The 21,452-nt window shown below is 69.9% G+C and carries 16 protein-coding genes; 12 read left to right on the forward strand and 4 right to left on the reverse strand.

Annotated features, from left to right (window positions below; translation table 11 throughout):
* Positions 1-2 precede the first annotated feature (2 nt).
* The 12 genes from BS73_RS16385 to BS73_RS16440 all read left to right on the forward strand — a co-directional run bounded on the left by BS73_RS16385 (position 3) and on the right by BS73_RS16440 (position 17,344).
* Positions 3-2,225 carry a dipeptide ABC transporter ATP-binding protein gene (locus BS73_RS16385; RefSeq protein WP_051940005.1) on the forward strand — a complete coding sequence of 741 codons (2,223 nt, stop codon included), beginning with the start codon at positions 3-5 and terminating at the stop codon, positions 2,223-2,225.
* A 60-nt stretch (positions 2,226-2,285) separates the two neighbouring features.
* Positions 2,286-3,740: a carboxypeptidase regulatory-like domain-containing protein gene (locus BS73_RS16390; RefSeq protein ID WP_051940006.1), complete on the forward strand. Its 1,455-nt coding sequence runs from the start codon at positions 2,286-2,288 to the stop codon at positions 3,738-3,740.
* 267 nt (positions 3,741-4,007) lie between these two features.
* A complete protein-coding gene (locus BS73_RS16395; protein WP_037573190.1) occupies positions 4,008-5,024 on the forward strand; it encodes an ABC transporter permease in 1,017 nt (338 codons plus the stop codon).
* Positions 5,025-5,127: 103 nt separating this feature from the next.
* The gene (locus tag BS73_RS16400) at positions 5,128-6,873 is read left to right on the forward strand and encodes an ABC transporter substrate-binding protein (RefSeq protein WP_037579868.1); all 1,746 of its coding nucleotides are present in this window, start codon (positions 5,128-5,130) and stop codon (positions 6,871-6,873) included.
* Between the two features lie 92 nt (positions 6,874-6,965).
* The gene (locus tag BS73_RS16405; RefSeq protein WP_037573192.1) at positions 6,966-7,946 is read left to right on the forward strand and encodes an ABC transporter permease; all 981 of its coding nucleotides are present in this window, start codon (positions 6,966-6,968) and stop codon (positions 7,944-7,946) included.
* Positions 7,947-7,988: 42 nt separating this feature from the next.
* Positions 7,989-9,080 carry an ABC transporter ATP-binding protein gene (locus BS73_RS16410; RefSeq protein ID WP_037573205.1) on the forward strand — a complete coding sequence of 364 codons (1,092 nt, stop codon included), beginning with the start codon at positions 7,989-7,991 and terminating at the stop codon, positions 9,078-9,080.
* A complete protein-coding gene (locus BS73_RS16415; protein ID WP_051940007.1) occupies positions 9,077-10,144 on the forward strand; it encodes an ABC transporter ATP-binding protein in 1,068 nt (355 codons plus the stop codon). Before BS73_RS16410 ends, BS73_RS16415 begins: the two co-directional genes overlap by 4 nt.
* A gap of 47 nt (positions 10,145-10,191) precedes the next feature.
* Positions 10,192-10,779, forward strand: a complete 588-nt coding sequence (locus BS73_RS16420) for a GNAT family N-acetyltransferase (RefSeq protein WP_037579872.1) — start codon at positions 10,192-10,194, stop codon at positions 10,777-10,779.
* 512 nt (positions 10,780-11,291) lie between these two features.
* Positions 11,292-13,178, forward strand: coding sequence for an ABC transporter substrate-binding protein (locus tag BS73_RS16425; protein WP_037573208.1), 1,887 nt, complete (start codon positions 11,292-11,294; stop codon positions 13,176-13,178).
* A gap of 107 nt (positions 13,179-13,285) precedes the next feature.
* Positions 13,286-14,233: an ABC transporter permease gene (locus BS73_RS16430; protein WP_037573211.1), complete on the forward strand. Its 948-nt coding sequence runs from the start codon at positions 13,286-13,288 to the stop codon at positions 14,231-14,233.
* Between the two features lie 41 nt (positions 14,234-14,274).
* Positions 14,275-15,180: an ABC transporter permease gene (locus BS73_RS16435; RefSeq protein ID WP_051941450.1), complete on the forward strand. Its 906-nt coding sequence runs from the start codon at positions 14,275-14,277 to the stop codon at positions 15,178-15,180.
* A gap of 25 nt (positions 15,181-15,205) precedes the next feature.
* The gene (locus BS73_RS16440; protein WP_037573217.1) at positions 15,206-17,344 is read left to right on the forward strand and encodes an ABC transporter ATP-binding protein; all 2,139 of its coding nucleotides are present in this window, start codon (positions 15,206-15,208) and stop codon (positions 17,342-17,344) included.
* A gap of 93 nt (positions 17,345-17,437) precedes the next feature.
* On the opposite strand, the gene BS73_RS16445 is transcribed toward BS73_RS16440, so the two are convergent.
* From BS73_RS16445 to BS73_RS16460, 4 genes are read right to left on the reverse strand one after another with little or no spacing between them, the layout of a single operon-like run.
* Complete coding sequence (locus BS73_RS16445) at positions 17,438-18,475, reverse strand: ABC transporter ATP-binding protein (RefSeq protein ID WP_037573219.1); 1,038 nt, start codon at positions 18,473-18,475, stop codon at positions 17,438-17,440.
* On the reverse strand, positions 18,468-19,508 hold the full coding sequence (locus tag BS73_RS16450; RefSeq protein ID WP_037573222.1) for an ABC transporter ATP-binding protein: 1,041 nt from the start codon (positions 19,506-19,508) through the stop codon (positions 18,468-18,470). The genes BS73_RS16445 and BS73_RS16450 overlap by 8 nt, the downstream gene beginning before the upstream one ends.
* A gap of 29 nt (positions 19,509-19,537) precedes the next feature.
* Positions 19,538-20,455, reverse strand: coding sequence for an ABC transporter permease (locus BS73_RS16455; RefSeq protein ID WP_051940008.1), 918 nt, complete (start codon positions 20,453-20,455; stop codon positions 19,538-19,540).
* Positions 20,448-21,371 (reverse strand): ABC transporter permease, encoded by a 924-nt coding sequence (locus BS73_RS16460; RefSeq protein ID WP_037573224.1) that lies wholly within the window; start codon positions 21,369-21,371, stop codon positions 20,448-20,450. Before BS73_RS16460 ends, BS73_RS16455 begins: the two co-directional genes overlap by 8 nt.
* Positions 21,372-21,452: the final 81 nt, after the last annotated feature.

Raw genomic sequence — 21,452 nt, forward strand, 5'->3', positions numbered from 1 at the left:
GGATGTCCGTGCTCCAGGTCGAGGACCTGACGGTCCGTCTGAACACCTCGCGGGGGGCGGTGCGGGCGGTGACCGGGGTCGGCCTGCGGCTGGCCGCCGGGGAGACGCTGGGCCTCGTCGGGGAGTCCGGCTGCGGGAAGTCGATGACCGGGCTCGCCCTGATGGGCCTGCTGCCCGGGAACGGCCGGACGGAGGCCGGCTCCTCGGTGCGGCTGGACGGGCGGGAGCTACTGGGCCTGCCGGAGCGGCAGCTGCGGTCGGTGCGCGGCAACGAGGTCGCGATGGTCTTCCAGGACCCGATGACCTCGCTGGACCCCACCAAGACCATCGGCTACCAGGTCGCCGAGCCCTACCGGCTGCACCGGGGCGCCTCCCGGCGGGAGGCGGCCGAGCGGGCGGCGGAGATGCTGGCGCTGGTCGGCCTGCCGCGGCCGGCGGAGCGGCTGGGCGACTACCCCCACCAGCTGTCCGGGGGGCTGCGGCAGCGGGTGATGATCGCCACCGCGCTGGTCTGCGAGCCCCGGGTGCTGATCGCGGACGAGCCGACGACGGCGCTGGACGTCACCGTGCAGGCGCAGATCCTGGAGCTGCTGGGCGAGTTGAGGGCGCGGCTGGGGATGGCCATGATCCTCATCACCCACGACATGGGCGTGGTCGCCGGCCACGCGGACCGGGTGCAGGTGATGTACGCGGGGCGGACGGTCGAGTCGGCCGCGACGGCCACCCTCTTCTCCGGCATGCGCCACCCGTACACGGCGGGGCTGCTGGCCTCCATCCCCCGTCTGGGAGCCCGGCGGGACGTCCCGCTGCCGACGATCCCGGGGATGCCGCCGGATCTCGTCTCGCCCCCGGCGGGCTGCGCCTTCGCGCCACGCTGTGCGCGCGCGAGCGCGACCTGCGCGGAGGCGCAGCCACCGCTGTCGGGCGAGCCGCGCCACCTCTTCGCCTGCTTCCACCCCGTGGGGGCGGAGCTCCCGGACGCCGGGCCGCAGCCGGACCGCCGTCCCCGCCCGCAGGCCTCTGCCGGGCTGGGCGCGCGGTTCCCCGCAGCCCTGATCTCCGCCCCGGAAGGGCAGGAGATCCAGGGGCCCGAAGGCCCTGGAGGCGGCACCGAAGGCGCCGATCAGCGGCGCGGGGAGCTGCGTGACCGGCCCGCTGCGGGGCCGCAACCCGCCGCCGCCGAGGTCCCGTTGGCGCCCCGGGGCCCGGAACCCCCGCCCCTGCTGGAGGTCGTGGACGTGGTCCGCGAGTTCGGGGCGGGCGGCCGGGGACGGAGGGTGCACGCCGTCTCAGGCGTCAGCCTGACCCTCCGACCCGGCGAGACCTTCGGCCTGGTAGGCGAGTCCGGCTGCGGAAAGAGCACCCTCGGCCGGGTGATCGTCGGCCTGGAACGCCCGGACGCCGGCGAGGTCCTCCTCCACGGCCGGCCGCTCAGCGCCCTCCGCCGCCGCGGCCCCCGCCGCGACCTCCAGATGATGTTCCAGGACCCCTACTCCTCCCTCGACCCGCGGATGCGGGTCGGCGCGATCCTCCGCGAGCCCCTCCGCATCCAGCGCGTCGGCTCCGCCCGAGAGCAGCTGGCCCGGGCCCGCGAGCTGCTGGACGAGGTGGGTCTGCCCGCCCAGGCCCTGGAGCGCTTCCCCCACGAGTTCTCCGGCGGGCAGCGCCAACGCATCGGCCTGGCCCGCGCCCTGACCCTCCGTCCGCGGATCGTCGTCGCGGACGAGCCGGTCTCCGCCCTGGACGTGTCGATCCGCGCCCAGGTGCTGAACCTGATGCAGCGCCTCCAGCGGTCGCACGGCCTCACCTACCTGGTGATCTCGCACGACCTGGCGGTGGTCCGCCACCTCGCCGACCGGATCGGCGTGATGTACCTGGGGCGGCTGGTCGAGGAGGGCACCGGCGAGGACATCTACCAGCGTCCCGCCCACCCGTACACGGCCGGCCTCCTCGCCGCCATCCCCGTCCCGGACCCGGACCCGGCGGCGCGCGCCGCCGGAAGCGCCCCCGCGGCCGCCGTCCGCGGCGAACTGCCCAGTCCCCTCGACCCGCCGTCCGGCTGCCGCTTCCGCACCCGCTGCGCCTTCGCGCAGGAGGTCTGCGCGGCGGAGCGGCCGCCGATGCGGGCCTTCGGCGACGCCGGCACCCACCGGGCGGCCTGCCACTTCCCGCTCCGGCCCCCTACGGGGGACACCGCTCCACCAAGCGCACCAACCCGGGTGTGACCGGCCGCGCCGACCGTGCTCGTTTGGACGGGACGCCCAGCACGACAGCCAGGAGCCGCCATGTCCTCCGGTCCCGCGCCCTCCGGCGGCGCCAGCCCGCTCTCCGGCGGGCCCTCGCCGCGCTGGACGGCCACCGCGAAGGCGCTGGCCAGCAGCCTCTGGTTCCCGGCGCTCTTCTTCTTCGGCTTCCTCTTCTGCTATCTGCTGGCCTTCCACAACCCGACCCCGCAGAACATCCGGGTCGGCGCACCCGCCCAGGCGCGCGCGGAGCTCCAGGCCGGGCTGGACCACTCCGTCCCCGGCTGGTTCCGGATCGTGCCGATCGAGACCGGCGGCGACCCGGACGCCGCGCTGCGGCGGGCGGTGCTGGACCGCCATGTCTCCGGCGCCTACGACCCGGATCCGGCCCGGCCCACCCTCTACACCGCCAAGGCCGGCGGCTTCGAGATCGTGGCCGAACTCCAGCAGGTCTTCACCCCGATCGCGGAGCGGAGCGGCGGGGCCCGGCTCACCCAGGTCGAGCTGGCGCCGACCGCGCCCAACGACGGGATGGGCACCAGCCTCTTCTACCTCTGCCTGGGCCTGACCATCCCGTCCTACATCATGGTGATGATGATGCTGCGGGCCACCGCCCTCGGCCGGTCCAAGAAGATCGTCACCTTCCTGGTGGCCGGCGCGCTGATGTCGGTGCTGGGCTTCTACATCGCCTATGCGATGGGCGCGGTGGTGAACAAGCCGATCTGCATCGCCTACATGTTCCTGCTGACCGCCGCGGTCTCCCTGACCTGCTACGGACTGGTGCCGTTCGTCCGGCAGTTCTTCCCCGGCGTGGCGATCACCCTCTTCGTGCTGCTGTCCATGCCGGCCAGCGGCGGGGCGATCCCGATCCAGATGGTGCCGCCCTTCTTCCGCGCCCTCCACCCCTACCTGCCGCTGGGGAACCTGGTGGACGCGCTGCGCAGCGAGATGTACTTCGGCGGCCGGGAGCTCTTCCGGCCGCTGCTGGCCCTGAGCGTCTGGCTGGCCTCCGGGGTCGCGCTCCTCGTCCTCGGCTATCTGATCGAGCGTCACCGGGTCGCGGTGGCCCGCTCCGGCGGCGACGACGAACTGACCGCCCTCGACCTGGAGGCCTCCGTCCAGGACCCGGCGATCGAGATGCCGCAGCCGATGCCGGTCACCCAGCACCGGCACTACATCGGCGCCTCGGAACCCATGCTGGGCGGCCGCATCCAGGACACCCACTCGCAGCCGCTGCGGGGCGTGCTGATCACGGTGACCACCCCGGACGGCCGCCAGCTGACCCGGACCAGGACCGACGAGCACGGCGAGTACAAGCTGACCGGACTGCCCGAGGGGTATGTCAACGTGATCGCCGGCGGGCCGCGCCGGGTGCCGTCCATCAAGCGGGTCTACATTCAGGAAGGCCATGTGACCCATCAGGACTTCGCTCTCCGCCCGCGTCCCCAGGACCCGGAGGGCACCCCCTCCCCGCAGCCCCCGGGACAGAGCGCGTAAAATAAAATCGGCGGGTCGGCTCCGTTAAACGAGTGTGAATTCGTTACGCCCGAATAAGTCGGGATTCACCCCCTCCGCCAAGGGGTCGTCAAGCTCGTTTCAGGCACGGCTTGGACGATTTTCAGAGAACGATCTAGAAAGCCCACAACTTTCCTATCGCACCCCTTGACGTGGTGGCCCGGCTATTGCCACTCTCCGGTCAACCATTCCACGCAGTCCGCACACGGAGTCCCTGTCGCTCCGTGGGGATACGGGGGCCGCTACGTCATGAGCATGCCGGCACAGGCCATACCGGATCCGTCGGCGCAATCGACCGTCGCGCCCACCGCCGAGGTCGCCGCGGAGTTGATCGGCCGGACGCCCCGGCAGATCGCCTGGGCGAGATTCAAGCGCAACCGCACCGGCATCGTATGCGCCTGCATCGTGATCTTCTATTTCTTGATCGCCGCATTCGCGCCGCTGATCAGCAAGCTCTACGGCAAGGACCCGTACACCACCTACGGGCTCAACGAACCCGGCCTGCTGAATCCCGAGGGGCTGCCGATCAAGCCCAACGGCGGTATATCCGGCGAATTCTGGCTGGGCGTCGAACCGGGCCTCGGCCGGGACGTCTTCACCCTGCTGATCTACGGGATCAGGACCACCCTGGTGGTCTCCCTCTCGGTCGCCGTGCTGGTGATCGCCTTCGGGGTGGGGATCGGCCTGGCCCAGGGGTACCTGGGCGGCTGGTTCGACTACATCGTCGGCCGGATCACCGACCTGATGCTGGCCTTCCCCTCCCAGCTCTTCATGATCGCGTTCACTCCGGTCTTCGCCGCCGCACTGGTCAAGCCGGGGCAGACCGAACCCACCTGGGTGCGGGTCATCGTCCTCATCCTGGTGCAGTTCGTCCTCGGCTGGATGGCGGTCTCCCGGCTGATCCGCTCGCTGGCACTGAGCCTGCGGGAACGCGACTTCATCGACGCCGCACGGCTCTCCGGGGCCTCACCCCGCCGGATCATCCGGCGCGAACTGCTGCCCAACGTGTGGTCCACGGTGCTGGTGCAGTTCACCCTCTGGCTGCCGACCTTCGTCGGCGTCGAGGCCGGCCTCTCCTACCTCGGTGTCGGCATCGTCCTCCCCACCCCCGACTGGGGGCTGCTCTTCCAGGACGCCGCGCCGTACTACCAGACCGACCTCACCTACATGATGGTCCCCGGCATCTCACTGACGGTCTTCGTGCTCGCTTTCAACCTCCTCGGTGACGCCGTACGGGACGCCCTCGATCCGCGCACCATCCGCTGAAGCTGGAAGGCAGGTCGACAACGCGATGAGATCCACGACGGGGAGAGACCCCGGCAGCAGGGTGGCCAGAGCCCGCCGAGCGGGCCCCCACCGTGTGCGGCTGATGCTCGCGGTCGGCGCCACCGCCGCCCTCGCCCTCACCGCCTGCAGCAGCGGCCACAGTGCCGGCGGCAGCAGCGGCGGGGGCGGCACGTCGGACCAGGCCACCGTGCAGAACTGGAGCATGGGCACCGCCGACGACTCCAAGGGCCCGGCCCCGGCGATCTCCGGCGCCAAGGCCGGCGGCACCGCGTACGACCTGGAGCAGAACGGGTTCGACTACCTCGACCCCGGCCAGGTCTATGTGAACGTCTTCCAGCAGGTCGCGATGCTCTACAACCGCTCGCTGACCAACTACAAGATCCTGCCGAACGGCAAGGTGATCCTGGTCGGCGACCTGGCCACGGACACCGGCAAGTCCTCGGACGGCGGCAAGACCTGGACCTGGACCCTCAAATCCGGGCTGAAGTTCCAGGACGGCACACCGATCACCTCCGCCGACGTCAAGTACGGCATCGAGCGGCTGTACGCGCCCTTCGAGACCCAGGGGCCGACCTACTTCCAGAGCTGGCTCTCCGGCGACAACTTCCACAAGGTCTACCCGGGCCCGTACGGCGGCAAGTCGCTGCCCGACTCGGTGATCTCCACCCCGGACTCCAAGACCATCGTCTTCCACTTCCAGAAGGCGCACCCGGACGCCCCGTTCGCGGCCTCGATGGCCAACGTCGGCGCGATCGAGAAGTCCAAGGACACCAAGACCGCCTACAACAACAACCCGAACTCGGACGGCCCGTACCAGGTCCAGAGCTACTCCCCGGGCAAGTCGCTGGTGCTGGTGAAGAACCCCAACTGGGACGCCTCCACCGACCCGGTCCGGCACCAGTACCCGGACAAGTGGATCTTCCAGCTCGGCCTGCAGTCGCAGCCGCTGACGGCCCGTCTGATGGCCGAGCAGGGCAACGACAAGGACGCCCTGACGATGTCCACACCGCCGGACGCCTCCCAGGTGCCGCAGCTGATGAGCGCCCAGTACGCGAGCCGGCGGGTCTCCACGTACCAGCCGTTCGTCGAGGTCATGGACATCAACACGACCCGGATCACCAATGTGGACGTGCGCAAGGCGATCGCCTACGCGCTGCCGGTCGGCCAGATCCAGCAGCTCTACGGCGGCAGTTCGCAGCTGGCCGCGGGCAGCACGCTGATCAGCCCGACCATCAAGGACTGGCAGAAGTTCGACCCGTTCGGCAAGACCGGCAAGCCGATGGGCGATCCCGCGATGGCCAAGCAGCTGCTGGCCCAGGCCGGCCAGCCGCATCCGCACATCAACTACGCGTACGGGAACACCCCGCGCAACCAGAAGATCTCGGTGGCCGTCGCCAACGCGCTGAAGGCGGCCGGGTTCTCCGTCACCACCACCCCGCTGGACCCGACCAGCTACTACACCCTGATCGGGCACCCCAACAACCAGTTCGACCTCTACCGATCCGGCTGGGGCGCGGACTGGCCGGTGGCCAGCACGGTGATCCCGCCGACCCTGGACGGCCGCACCATCGGTGAGGGCTCGCCCAACTACTCGCACTACAACAGCTCCGCCACCAATGCCGAGATCGACCGGATCAACGCGGAGACCAATGAGGACCAGGCCGCCAAGGACTGGGTGAAGCTCTCGGAGCAGATCCTGCAGAACGACGTTCCGCAGGTGCCGTACGGCTACGACGTGCTGACCCAGATCTACGGCAGCGGCCTCGGCGGCGTCCGCGCCGACCAGGTGCTCGGCACCTTCGATCTGACCAGCGTCTACGTCAAGTAACCGGCGGTCCGCGCCGCCGGTCCGGTCCGGCCGCCCCGCACCGGGGCCGGACCGGGCCGGCGCCGCGCGACCCGGCGGAGGTATCTCACCCGATGACCCGCTTCCTCGTCCGACGGATACTCGGCGCCCTAGTCATCCTCTTCCTGATCCTCTTCATCACCTACACCGCCTTCTTCGTGCTGGCGCCCAACCCCGCGCTGCTGTCCTGCGGGAAGAACTGCACCCCGCAGAACATCGCGCTGATCAACCACAACCTGGGCTTCGACAAACCGGTCGCGGTGCAGTTCTGGGACTATCTGAAGGGGATCTTCGCCGGGCGGAACGACCTGAGCGTCGGCCCCTGCCCGGCGCCCTGCTTCGGCTACTCCTTCGCCCAGCAGCAGCCGATCTGGACGATGATCAAGTCCGCCTACCCGACCACCCTCTCGCTGGCCGTCGGCGGCGGCTTCTGCTTCTTCGTGATCGGCATGGGCCTCGGCCTGATCGCCGCCTGGCGGCAGGGCACCCTCACCGACAGCGCCGCCCGGGCGATCTCGCTGGTCGGCCTCTCCACCCAGATCTACTTCATCGGCCCGCTGGCCATCCTGGTCTTCGCGGACAAGCTCGGCTGGGTGAGCGCGGGCGCCGACCCCGACTGGACCCACGATCCGCTGGGCTCGCTGGACGGGCTGATCCTGCCCTGCCTGGTGCTGTCGGTGATCTTCTGGGGCAACTACACCCGGCAGATCCGCTCGCAGATGATCGAGCAGCTCCACGAGGACCACATCCGCACCGCCCGGGCCAAGGGGATGTCCCCCTCGTACGTCTTCTTCCGGTACGCGCTGCGCGGGACGATGGCGCCGATGCTCACCGTCTTCGGCATCGACCTGGGCCAGGTCTTCGGCGGCGCGATCATCACCGAGGTGACCTTCGGCCTCCACGGGCTCGGCCACCTCTCGGTCGAGGCCGTCCTCCAGGCCGACCTGCCGCTGGAGATGGGCGTCACCCTCTTCGCGGCCACCGCCATCATCACCGCCAACGTGATCGTGGACGCCTCGTACGCCCTGCTCGACCCGCGGGTCCGGCTCACCTGACGCCCCATCCGACCAGACGCCCCTGAGAGGACATCAGCGCGCATGGCCCCTTTCCTCTCCGTCCGCGACCTGCGGGTCCGGTTCGCCACCGAGGACGGAACGGTGCACGCCGTCAACGGCCTCAGCTTCGATCTGGAGCGCGGCCGCAGCCTCGGCATCGTCGGCGAGTCCGGCAGCGGGAAGTCCGTCACCAACCTGGCCATCCTCGGCCTCCACGATCCGCGGGCGGCGACCGTGGAGGGGCAGATCCTGCTGGACGGGAAGGACCTCGTCACCGCGGACGAGCACACCCTCAGCCGGCTGCGCGGGGGCAAGGTGGCGATGGTCTTCCAGGACTCGCTGACCGCCCTCTCCCCGTACTACACGGTGGGCCGGCAGATCGCCGAGCCGTACCGGAAGCACACCGGGGCGAGCAAGCGCGCGGCCCGGAACCGGGCGATCGAACTCCTCGGCCGGGTCGGCATCCCGCAGCCGCAGCGCAGGGTGGACGACTACCCCCACGAGTTCTCCGGCGGCATGCGGCAGCGGGCGATGATCGCCATGGCACTGGTCAACGACCCCGAGCTGCTGATCGCCGACGAGCCGACCACCGCGCTGGACGTCACCGTCCAGGCCCAGATCCTCGACCTCCTCAAGGACCTCCAGCGGGAGGCCGGCTCGGCCATCATCTTCATCACCCACGACCTCGGGGTGATCGCGGACATCGCGGAGGACGTCCTGGTGATGTACGCCGGGGAGTGCGTCGAGCGGGGGCCCATGCGGCAGATCCTCAGCCACTCCCAACACCCCTACGGCTGGGGGCTGCTGAGCTCGCTGCCGAGCATCGGCGGGGATCTGGACGCGCCGCTGCGGCCGATCCCCGGCTCGCCGCCGTCGATGCTCGCGCCGCCGGACGGCTGCCCGTTCCACCCCCGCTGCGCCTACCGCGAGCTCGTGGGGGGCACCCGCTGCGCCACCGAGCGGCCGGAGCTGGCGCCGGTCTTCGACGGGCCGGCCGCGAACGGCTCGGCGTCCGCGCCCGGCTCCGGGCATCCGCCGGCCGCCCATGTCTCCGCCTGCCACCTGCGCGCCGACCAGAAGCAGCGGATCTTCACCGAGAACGTCCAGCCCCTGCTGGGAGGCACCGCCCGATGACCGAGACGCTGCTCGAAGTGGCCGGACTGACCAAGCACTTCCCGGTCCGGCAGGGCTGGATCGTCCAGCGCCGGGTGGGGGCGGTGCGCGCGGTGGACGGCATCGACCTCACCATCGGGGAGGGCGAGGCGCTGGGCCTGGTCGGCGAGTCCGGCTGCGGGAAGTCCACCACCGGGCGGCTGGTCACCCGGCTGCTGGAGCCCACCGGGGGGTCGATCCGCTACCGGGGGCAGGACATCACCCACGCCTCCCGGCACCAGCTGCGGCCGATCCGCTCGCAGATCCAGATGGTCTTCCAGGACCCGTACGCCTCGCTCAACCCCCGGCACACGGTGGGGGTGATCCTCACCGGGCCGATGGAGGTGGCCGGGATCGACCCGCCGGGCGGGCGGGAGCGGCGGGCCAAGGAGCTGCTGGAGACGGTCGGCCTCAACCCCGAGCACTTCAACCGGTTCCCGCACGAGTTCTCCGGCGGGCAGCGGCAGCGGATCGGGGTGGCCAGGGCGCTCGCCCTGGACCCCCGGCTGATCATCGCCGACGAACCGGTCTCGGCGCTGGACGTGTCCATCCAGGCCCAGGTGGTCAACCTCCTCCAGCGGCTGCAGCGCGAGCTGGGGATCGCCTTCCTCTTCATCGCCCACGACCTGGCGATCGTGCAGCACTTCTCGCAGCGGGTCGCGGTGATGTACCTGGGGAAGATCGTGGAGACCGGGGACCGGATCTCCATCTACCGGCGCCCGCGCCACCCGTACACCCACGCGCTCCTCTCGGCGGCGCCGTCGGCCGACCCGGACCACCCCTCGGCGGAGCGCATCCGCCTCGCCGGCGACGTCCCCTCGCCGATCTCCCCGCCGTCCGGCTGCCGCTTCCGCACCCGCTGCTGGAAGGCGCAGGAGCTGTGCGCCCAGCAGGAGCCCCCGCTGGTGCAGATCGCGGGCAACGACGACGGCCACCTCACCGCCTGCCACTATCCGGAGGAGGGCACGATCACCGCCGAGAAGGAGGTCATCCTCGACCCCGCCCTCGCCGAGACCGACTCCGTGCCACCCCCGCGCACCCCCTGACCCGAAAACCCCTCCCCGGCCCACCCCGCTTTGGCATGATGCCGATCATGCCGAACCTGGTCCCGCCGGTCCTCCCCCCCGGCACCCTCGGCGCCACGCCCCAGCCCACGCTGCCCCTCGACGGCCTCCTCCTCCGCCCCTGGCGGGCGGCCGACGCCCCCGCCCTCGCGGAGGCCTTCCGGGATCCGGCGATCCAGCGCTGGCACCTCCGCACGGCCGACTCCCCGGCCGAGGCCGCCGGCTGGATCGAACGCTGGCGCGGGAGCTGGCAGGAGGAGTCGGGCGCGCATTGGGCCGTGTCGGACGCCGGGGGCGGGAGGCTGCTGGGGCGGGTGTCGTTGCAGGGGCTGGTGCCGATGGGGGGTCAGGCGGAGATCTCCTATTGGACGGTGCCGGAGGCACGGGGGCGGGGCGTCTGTTCCCGGGCCGTCGCGGGAATCTCTGAGTGGGCTCTGAGCCGGGCCGGATTCCACCGCGTGGAGCTGGGGCATTCGGTGGCGAACGCGGGGTCCTGCCGGGTCGCGGAGAAGTGCGGGTTCGGGCTGGAGGGGACGCGGCGCGCGGCGCTGCTGCACGCGGACGGGTGGCACGACATGCATCTGCACGCGCGAATTCGGGGCGACTGCGGGCCCTGATGCGGGAGGGAACCGCATCGCGCGGGCGGTAATTCGCCTCCGGCACGGGGAGAGAAAAATTCTCCCGCACGGAGAATTGTTATTCACGCCGTTATCCGCGCCCGGGATTCGATCAGCGCTTTCCCGATATCCCGTGATTCGCCCCATACGCGCAATTCGCCCTTTTTGTGAACCGAATAGCGGACGCCTGTCGCTCTCCCCATCCGGCAACGGTCACAAGCTGCCACCCCCGCACGTGGTGTCCTGTAACCCCCGATACGGCCGAGTGTCGATTACCGGTCACCAAAGGCGTTACCAAGCCTTGATCGGGGGGCTCTCGACACGTCTCGTTCATCCGGCCAAGATGAGCTCCAAGCGTTCCAGTCGGCATCTTCAGCCACAAGTCGATTCTTCAAAGGCGGTTGGCCGCACGGGAGATGACGCGTCGCCGCGTGCATCGCCGTGAACGTGGGCGTCGGAGCGCGGAACCGGTCGATCTGCGTCGGCCCGTCAAAAGGGGAGTGGAGTCACAGATGTTGAAGACCAAGCACAGGGTCGCTGCGGGGGTGGCCTTGGCTGCTGCCGGCGCGCTCACGCTGACGGCCTGCGGGAGCGGCGGCGGTTCCTCCAGCACCGGCTCCGCCATGAAGGGCGACTACTCGTACGGTGCCATCCCGGCCGCCGCGGGCAACCCGCAGAGCGGCGGGGTGCTGCACGTCGCCGAGGACGTCGGCGCCGACCCGAACTGGATATTCCCGATCACGCCCAGCGCCAACTCCTCGGTCTACACAAGCTTCCAGTTCCAGGCGCTGAGCTGGCGGTTCCTCTACTACCCGTACCAGGGGACCAACCAGGTCATCGACTACTCGCGCTCGCTGGCGAGCAAGCCGACCGTCTCGGCGGACGGCAAGACCTTCACGGTCAAGCTCAACGGCAAGTACTCCTGGTCCAACGGCGGCAAGGTCAGCGCGCAGGACGTCCTGTTCGACTACTACCTGCTGAAGGCGGCGCTCAAGGAGAGCCCGGCGAACTCCGGCAACTACACCCCCGGCCAGTTCCCGGACAACATCACCTCCGCCAAGGCGGTCGACGACCAGACCGTCCAGTTCACCTTCGACAAGAAGTACAACCCGGACTGGGTGCTCAACTCGCAGCTCCAGCCGGTGCTGACCCCGCTGCCCGCCAAGGCCTGGGCCAAGTCCTCGGCCAACGGCCCGGTGCTGGACTTCACCAAGCCGGCCAACGCCAAGGCGATCTACGACTTCCTGGCCGCCCAGTCGAAGTCGCTGAGCACCTACGGGACCAACCCGCTCTGGCAGGTCGTGGACGGCCCGTACAAGATCAAGACGTACAACTCGTCGACCGGCGCCGCCAACTTCGTGGCCAACACCAAGTACACCGGTGAGGGCACCCCGAAGATCTCCGAGGTGGACCTCCTCTCCTACACCTCGCCGACCGCCGAGTTCAACGACCTCCTCAGCGGCAAGCTCGACTTCGGCTACGTCAAGTCGGACAACTGGCCGCAGCTGAACCGCCTGAAGTCCAAGGGCAAGAACATCTACGGGTTCCCGGACGGCGGGTTCCACCACATGTTCTTCAACTTCAAGGACGGCGCGGGCAACTTCGGCAAGGCGATCAACCAGCTCTACGTCCGCCAGGCCTTCGCCCACCTCCAGGACGAGCAGGCGGAGATCAAGGGCGCGTTCCTCGGCCTGGCCGCCCCGCAGTACGGCCCGGTCGGCGTGGTGCCCAAGACCGCGTACACCCCGTCCAACGCCACCACCAACCCGTACCCGTTCTCGGTGGACGCCGCCAGCAAGCTGCTGAGCAGCCACGGCTGGAAGGTCGTCCCCGGCGGGACCACCACCTGCCAGAACCCGGGCACCGGGGCCAACCAGTGCGGCGCCGGGGTCACCAAGGGCCAGAACCTCAACTTCGTCTTCTACTACACCAGCACGCCGAAGTCGCTCGGCCAGGTGGTGACCGCGTTCGCGTCGAACCTGAAGAAGGTCGGCATCAACGCCACGCTGAAGACGGACACGTTCAACAACGTCATCCAGAACGAGAGCGTCGTCTCCTCGCCGAAGAACGACAACAACTGGGGCATGGCCTCGTTCGGCGGCTTCACCGCCAACGACTACCCGAGCACCAACAGCCTCTTCAACACCGGCGGCAGCTACAACCAGGGCGGGTACTCCAACCCGACCACGGACAAGCTGATCGCCGCCTCGATGACCTCGAGTGACCCGAAGGCCCTGCAGGCCGAGCTCTCGCAGGTGACCAACGACGTGCCGGCGCTGTTCCTCCCCTCCGAGGACTACATCTACTCCTGGAACCCGAAGCTCTCCGGTTCGCAGGACTCCTTCGCCGCCACCACCCAGTTCTTCCTGAACCCCGAGGACTGGTACTTCACCAAGTAAGTCGTCCGGGCGTCCGGGGCGGTGCCGCACAGCGCACCGCCCCGGACGCGTACCCCCACGTTCTCCCACGTTTCCACCCACGCCGACAGCACGAGGAGATCCCGGACATGGCGGGCTATCTCATACGGCGCCTGGGCACGGCCATCATCGTGATCCTGGGCATCATCCTGGTGACGTTCCTGATGCTGCACATCGTCGCCCCGTCGCCAGCGCAGACGGTTCTGGGCCCGAAGGCGAGCCCCGAGGCCATCAGAGCCTGGAACCACGCCAACGGGTTCGACCAACCGTGGATCAACCAGTTCGGCACCTATCTCGACCGCCTCTTCCACGGGAACCTGGGCTGGTCGTTCAAGCTCAACCAGACCGTGGACTCCCTCTTCAAGGAGAAGGCACCGCTCAGCGCGTTCCTCTCGGCCGCCTCGCTGGTGGTAGCGATCGCCGTCGCCCTGCCGCTCGGCATCTTCCAGGCGGTGAAGCGCAACACCATCGGCGACGTCACGGCCACCGCGCTGGCCTTCATCTTCTACTCGATGCCGGTCTTCCTGGTCGCGCTGCTGATGATCCAGGTCTTCGCCCTGTCGCTGGGCTGGGTGGACGCCAACGTGCCCCAGGACCAGTCGCTCAGCGGGGCCATGGGCCAGTTCAAGGACCTGATCCTGCCGATCGCCGCGCTCGCCACCACCGCCGTCGCCTCCTACTCCCGGTACCAGCGCTCGGCCTCGCTGGACGTGCTGGCGCAGGACTACATCAAGGTGGCCCGGGCCAAGGGCCTGGCCGAGCGGATGGTGTACTCGCGGCACCTGGTGCGCAACGCCTCGCTGCCGATGATCACCCTGATCGGCCTCTCGCTGCCGGTGCTGATCGGCGGCAACGTGCTGATCGAGTACGCGTTCAACATCAACGGGCTCGGCCTGATGTTCGTCAACGCCCTGCAGAACGACGACTACAACGTGCTGATGGCCTACACCCTGCTGACGGCGATCCTCACCGTCGTGGGCAACCTGGTCGCGGACGTCTGCCTGTCGCTCTCCGACCCGCGCATCAAGCTGGTCTGACCGCCCGAGGAGCCGAAGTGACCACGACCATTCCCTCCCCGGTGCCGGCCGAGCCCGGCAGCCCGCAGTCCACCGACGCGGGCGACCTCACCGCGCCCGTCGCCGCCGGCTGGAAGCTCAGCCTCCGCGAGTTCACCCGCAACAAGCTCGCCGTCACCGGCGTCGGGGTGCTCGTCTTCTTCATCCTGTTCTGCTTCATCGGCCCGCTGGTCTACCACACGGACCAGATCAACACGAACCTGCTGAACACCAATCAGGCCCCCGGCGGCGCCAACCCGTTCGGCACCGACTCCAACGGCTTCGACGTGCTGGGCCGGCTGATGCTCGGCGGGCAGACCTCGCTGGAGATCGGCCTGCTGGCGGCGATCATCGCCACCGTCATCGGCACCCTGTGGGGCGCCGTGGCCGGGCTGCTCGGCGGGATCGCGGACGCCGCCATGATGCGCGTCGTCGACATCCTGCTGTCGCTGCCCTTCCTGCTGGTGGTGCTGATCATCGCGCACCGCTACGGGTCCAACGTGTGGAACCTGAGCCTGATCCTCGGCGTCTTCTCCTGGCTGGTGCCGGCCCGGCTGGTGCGCGGCGAGGTGCTGACCCTGCGGGTGCGCGACTTCGTCGCCGCGGCCCGGGTGATGGGCGGCTCCCGGACGCACCTGATCTTCCGTCACCTGATTCCGAACGCCATGGGCACGGTGATCGTCAACATCACCTTCCAGATCGCCGACGCGATCCTCGCCCTGGCCGCCCTGGGCTTCCTCAACTTCGGCGTCCACTACCCGCACACCGACTGGGGATCGCAGATCGCCGACGCGGCGGACAACCTGTCCAACGGCTACTGGTGGCTGGTGTTCCCGGTCGGCATCGCCCTGGTCCTGGTCGTGATGGCCTTCAACCTGATCGGCGACGGCCTCCGCGACGCCGTCGACGTCCGACTGCGCAAGCGCTGAGAAGCCGAGAAGCGAGGAATCCACAATGACGACTTCAGCTGCTTCCACGGCGCCGCTGCTCGAGGTCAAGGACCTGACCACGCACATCCACCTGACCAGTTCGGTGGTCCAGGCGGTCTCCGAGGTGTCGTTCAGCCTGAAGCAGGGCGAGACCCTCGGCCTGGTCGGCGAGTCCGGCTGCGGGAAGTCCATGACCGGGCTCTCCCTGATGCGGCTGCTGCCGCCGGGCGGCCGGCTGGTGCAGGGCTCCTCGATCCGGCTCAACGGCGAGGAGCTCGCCGACGCCTCCGAGGACCGGATGCGGACGGTCCGCGGCAACGAGATCGCCATGGTCTTCCAGGACCCGATGACCTCCCTGGACCCCACCAAGACCATCGGCTACCAGGTGGCCGAGCCGGTCCGGCTGCACCGGGGGGTCTCCAAGAGGGAGGCCCTGGACCGGGCCGCCGAGGTGCTCGGACTGGTCGGCCTGCCGCGCCCCAAGGAGCGCCTGGGCGACTACCCCCACCAGCTCTCCGGCGGTCTGCGGCAGCGGGTGATGATCGCGATGGCGCTGGCCTGCGAGCCCAAGGTGCTGATCGCGGACGAGCCGACCACCGCGCTCGACGTGACCATCCAGGCCCAGATCCTCGACCTCCTCGCGGACCTCAAGGACCGCCTGGGGATGGCGATGATCCTGATCACCCACGACATGGGGGTGGTCGCCGGGCACGCCGACCGGATCAACGTGATGTACGCCGGCCGGATCGCCGAGACCACCGACACCCGCACCCTCTTCGCCGAGATGCGGCACCCGTACACCCAGGGCCTGCTGGGCTCCATCCCGCGGCTGGACCAGGACAACACCCAGCGCCTGTTCACCGTGCCCGGCCTGCCGCCGGACCTGTCCAACCCGCCGGCCGGCTGCCGCTTCGCGGCCCGCTGCTCCTACGCCACCGACCGGTGCCGGGAGGAGGAGCCCAGGCTGGACGGCCCCGGCAGCCACCAGTTCGCCTGCTGGCACCCGGTGCGCGGGCCCCTCGACCTCACCGGCCGCACCACCGCCCACGACCGTCCGGCCTCCGCCACCGCGGCCGCCGCGGCCCGGGCGAACGGCGCCGGCGAGGGCGAGGGCGGCGGCGCCGAGGGGAGCGGCTCCGGCCCCCGCCGGCTGCTCGAAGTCCGGGACCTGGTCAAGGAGTTCCCGGTCGGCGGCCGCGGCTTCCGGCGCGACTCCTCGACGGTGAAGGCGGTCTCGGGGGTCAGCCTGACCCTCGGCCCCGGCGAGACCTTCGGCCTGGTCGGCGAGTCCGGCTGCGGGAAGACCACCCTCGGGCGGCTGATCGTCGGCCTGGAGAAGCCGAACAGCGGCGAGGTGACGGTCAACGGCTCCCGGATCGGCGACCTCCGCGGCCGGGCGCTCCGCGAGCACCGCCGCGACCTGCAGATGATGTTCCAGGACCCGTACTCCTCGCTGGACCCCAGGATGCGGGTGGGCTCCATCCTCCGCGAGCCGCTGCGGGTGCAGGGCATCGGCAGCGCCAAGGAGCAGCTGGACCGGGCCAAGGAGCTGCTGGACGAGGTGGGCCTGCCGTCCAGCGCGCTGGAGCGGTTCCCGCACGAGTTCTCCGGCGGTCAGCGGCAGCGGATCGGCCTGGCCCGCGCCCTGACCCTGAACCCCAAGCTGATCGTGGCGGACGAGCCGGTCTCCGCGCTGGACGTCTCGATCCGCGCCCAGGTGCTCAACCTGATGAAGCGGCTGCAGGCCGCGCACGACCTGTCCTACGTGGTGATCTCGCACGACCTGGCGGTGGTCAAGTACCTCGCCGACCGGATCGGCGTGATGTACCTCGGCAAGCTGGTCGAGCTGGGCTCGGGCGAGGACATCTACCAGCGGCCCGCCCACCCGTACACCGCGGGGCTGCTGAAGGCGATCCCGATCCCCGAGCCGGAGGCCGAGCGGGAGAAGCGCGGCGAGGGCGTCGAGGGCGAACTGCCCTCGCCGATCAACCCGCCCTCCGGCTGCCGGTTCCGGACCCGCTGCCCGCTGGCCCAGGACCGGTGCGCCGAGGAGGTCCCGGAGCTCCGCCTGTTCTCCGACGGCCACCAGGCGGCCTGCCACTTCCCGCTGCAGACGCCCGCCCCCGAGTCGGTCGCCGCCGGGGAGGCCACCGCCGCCTCCTGACCCGCCTCCCCGTTCCACCGAGAACGCCGACGGCCGCCGGGCGACTCGCCCGGCGGCCGTCGGCGTGATCTGCCGTGATCTGCTGACGCGACGTCAGGAGGCGGCCGCCACCACGTCCTTGACCTCGGGGAAGTGGCAGGCCGAGGGGTGCGGACCGGGCACGTTCTCCGGCACGGCGAGCAGCGGGACCTCGCTCGCGCACTTCTCCGTCGCCTTCCAGCAGCGGGTGCGGAACGCGCAGCCGGACGGCGGGTTGGCCGGCGAGGGCACGTCGCCGGTGAGGAGGATCCGCTCCCGGCCCTCGCGCCCCTCCGGGTCCGGCACCGGCACCGCGGAGAGCAGCGCCTGGGTGTACGGGTGGGTCGGGCTCTCGTAGACCTGCTCGTCCGTGCCGATCTCGACCATCCGGCCCAGGTACATCACGCCGACCCGGTCCGAGATGTGCCGGACCACCGACAGGTCGTGGGCGATGAACATGTACGCCAGATCGAACTCGTCCTGCAGCTTCTCCAGCAGGTTGACCACCTGCGCCTGCACCGAGACGTCCAGCGCGGAGACCGGCTCGTCGCAGATGATCACCTCGGGCCTGAGGGCCAGGCCGCGGGCGATGCCGATCCGCTGCCGCTGCCCGCCGGAGAACTGGTGGGGGTACCGGTTGATGTACTCCGGGTTGAGCCCGACCACGTCCAGCAGGTCCTGAACGGCCTTCCGCCGGTCGCCCTTCGGCGCCACCTCGGGGTGGATGTCGAAGGGCTCGCCGATGATGTCGCCGACCGTCATCCGCGGGTTGAGCGAGGTGTACGGGTCCTGGAAGACCATCTGGATGTTGCGCCGGACGGCCTTCAGCGCCCGCCCGCTCAGCTTCGAGATGTCCTCGCCCTTGTAGAGGACCTGGCCCGCGGTCGCCCGCTCCAGGTTCATCAGCACCTTGGCCAGGGTGGACTTCCCGCAGCCGGACTCGCCGACGATGCCCAGCGTCTCGCCCCGGTAGAGGTCGAAGGAGACGCCGTCCACCGCCTTGACCGCGCCGACCTGGCGCTTGAAGAGGATCCCCTGGGTGAGCGGGAAGTGCTTCTTCAGGTCGCGCACCTGGAGGATCGGCTCACGCTCACGGGAGCTGAGGTCAGCCATGGAGGGTCTCCTTCCAGAAGTGGCAGGCGCTGCCGCGCCCGGCCAGCGGCGTCCCGTCCGCCTCCGTCACCTGGTGCAGCTCCGGCACCTCGGTACGGCAGCGGTCGGTCGCCATCGGGCAGCGCGGGTTGAAGGCGCAGCCCTGCGGGATGTGCAGCAGGTTGGGCGGCAGGCCCTTGATCGCGTAGAGCTCCTGCCCCTTCTGGTCCAGCCGCGGGATCGAGTCCAGCAGCCCGCGGGTGTAGGGGTGCGCCGGCCGCTTGTACAGCTGGTGCACCGGGGCGGTCTCGACGATCCGCCCGGCGTACATCACCGCGATCTTGTCGGCCACGTCCGCGACCACCCCCAGGTCGTGGGTGATCAGGATCAGGCCCATCCGGTACTCGCGCTGGAGATCCGCCAGCAGCTCCATCACCTGCGCCTGGACGGTGACGTCCAGGGCCGTGGTGGGCTCGTCCGCGATGATCAGGTCGGGCTCCAGGGCCAGCGCCATCGCGATCATGATGCGCTGCCGCATGCCGCCGGAGAACTGGTGCGGGTACTGGTCGACCCGCTCCTTCGCCGCCGGGATGCCGACCTTCTCCATCATCTCGATGGACGCCTTCCTGGCGTCCTTCCTGGACATCCCCTTGTGGACGCGGAACATCTCGCCCAGCTGGTAGCCCACGCTCAGCACCGGGTTGAGCGAGGAGAGGGCGTCCTGGAAGACCATGGCCATCTGCGAGCCGCGGACCTTCCGCCGCTCCTCGCGGCCCATCTTCAGCAGGTCCCGGCCCTTGAACATGATCTCGCCGCCGGTGACGAACCCGGGCGGGGAGTCCAGGATGCCCATCACCGCCTGCGAGCTCACCGACTTGCCGGAGCCCGACTCGCCGAGGATGGCCAGCGTCTCGCCGGCCCTGACGCTGTAGTTCACGCCGTTGACGGCCCTGGCCACGCCGTCCCGGGTCCGGAACTCCACCTGGAGGTCGCGGACCTCGAGCAGCGGAGCGTCCTCCTGCGGCCCGGACGGGCCCGGCGTCGGCGCCGTCATCGTCTCACTGGTACTCACTGTCGCCTCCCTCAGCGGAGCTTGGGGTCGAGGGCCTCACGCACGGCGTCGCCGAGCATGATGAACGCGAGCACCGTGATGCTCAGCGCGGCCGCCGGGTAGAAGAGCATGTGCGGCGCGTTGCGGAAGGTGTCCGCGGCGGCCGAGATGTCGATGCCCCAGGAGACCGTCGGCGGCTTGAGCCCGACGCCCAGGTAGCTCAGCGTCGCCTCAAGGGAGATGTACGAGCCCAGCGCGATGGTCGACACCACGATGATCGGGGCGATCGCGTTCGGCATGATGTGCCGCAGCATCAGCCGCGGGGTGCCGGCGCCGAGCGCCCGCGCCGCCGTGACGTAGTCCTGCTGCTTGGCGGTGATCACCGCGCCGCGGGCGATCCGCGCCACCTGCGGCCAGCCGAACAGCACCAGGAAGGCGACCACCAGCCAGATCGACTGGTCGGGGATGGCGGTGAGCACCACCATCGCACCCAGCAGCAGCGGGATGCCGAAGAAGATGTCGGTGATCCGGGAGAGGATCGAGTCCCACCAGCCGCCGAAGAACCCGGCAAGACCGCCCAGGATCGAGCCGACCACGGCCGAGCCGGCGGTGGCCACCACGCCCACGATGATCGAGTCTCGGGCGCCGTGGATGGTCCGCGAGTAGACGTCGCAGCCCTGGGTGTCGAAGCCGAACGGGTGCCCCGAGGTCGGCCCCATCTGGGAGTGCGCCAGGTTGCAGGAGAGCGGGTCGGTCCCGGTCAGCAGCGACGGGTCGGCCGCCACCACGATCAGGAACAGGATGACCAGGCCCGAGATGATGAAGACCGGGCTGCGCCGCAGGTCCCGCCAGGCGTCCTGCCAGAGGCTGCGCGGCTTCTCGCGCTCGGGCTGCGGCTCCGCCGGCACCTGCCGGTCGTCGGGGGTCAGGGTCGTGGTCGCCTCAGGCATACCGGATCCTCGGGTCCAGGACCGCGTAGAGCAGGTCGACGAGCAGGTTGGCCACCAGGTAGACGATCACCAGGATCGTCACGAAGCCGACCACCGTTGAGGTGTTCTGCTGCACGATGCCCTGGTAGAGGGAGTAGCCGACACCCTGGATGTTGAAGATCCGCTCGGTGACCAGGGCGCCGCCCATCAGCGCGCCCAGGTCGGTGCCGAGGAAGGTGACGACCGGGACCAGCGAGTTGCGCAGCAGGTGGTTGAAGACCACCCGGCGGCGCGGCAGGCCCTTGGCGGTGGCCGTGCGGATGTAGTCCGCGTGGAGGTTCTCGGCGATCGAGGTCCGGGTCAGCCGGGCCACGTACGCCAGCGAGACGGAGGCCAGCACCAGGCCGGGGACGAGGAGTTGGGACCACGGCGTCCCGTTGTCCACGGACGGGCTGATGATCTGCCACTTCACGCCGAGGAAGTACTGCAGCAGGTATCCGATGACGAACACCGGCACCGAGATCACCACCAGGGTGATGATCAGGACGATCGTGTCGGCGGTCTTTCCCCTCCGAAGGCCGCTGAGCACGCCGAGCGCGATGCCGATGATCATCTCGATCAGGAAGGCCACCACGGTCAGCTTGACGGTGTTGGGGAACGCGGTCCCCATCAGCTGGCTCACCGGCTGCCCGTTGTAGGCGTTGCCGAAGTTCCCCTGGAAGAGGTTGGCCATGTAGTGGAGGTACTGCTCCCACAGCGGCCGGTCGAGCCAGAGGTCGTGCCTGATCTGATGGGCCACGGCCGGGTCCATGGCCTTGCCCTGGAACATGGCCGCCACGGGGTCGCCGAGGCTGTAGACCATCACGAAGATCAGGAACGTGGTCCCGATGAAGACCGGGATCATCTGGAGCAGGCGTCGGATGACGTAGCGCCCCATGGTGCCTCCTGGGTGGTGCCGGTGGTGAAGGAAGGCGGGGACAGGCGCCGGGGGGCGCGGACCGCTCTCCGTCGAGCGGCC

This window comes from Phaeacidiphilus oryzae TH49 (assembly GCF_000744815.1).
GTDB lineage: Bacteria > Actinomycetota > Actinomycetes > Streptomycetales > Streptomycetaceae > Phaeacidiphilus > Phaeacidiphilus oryzae.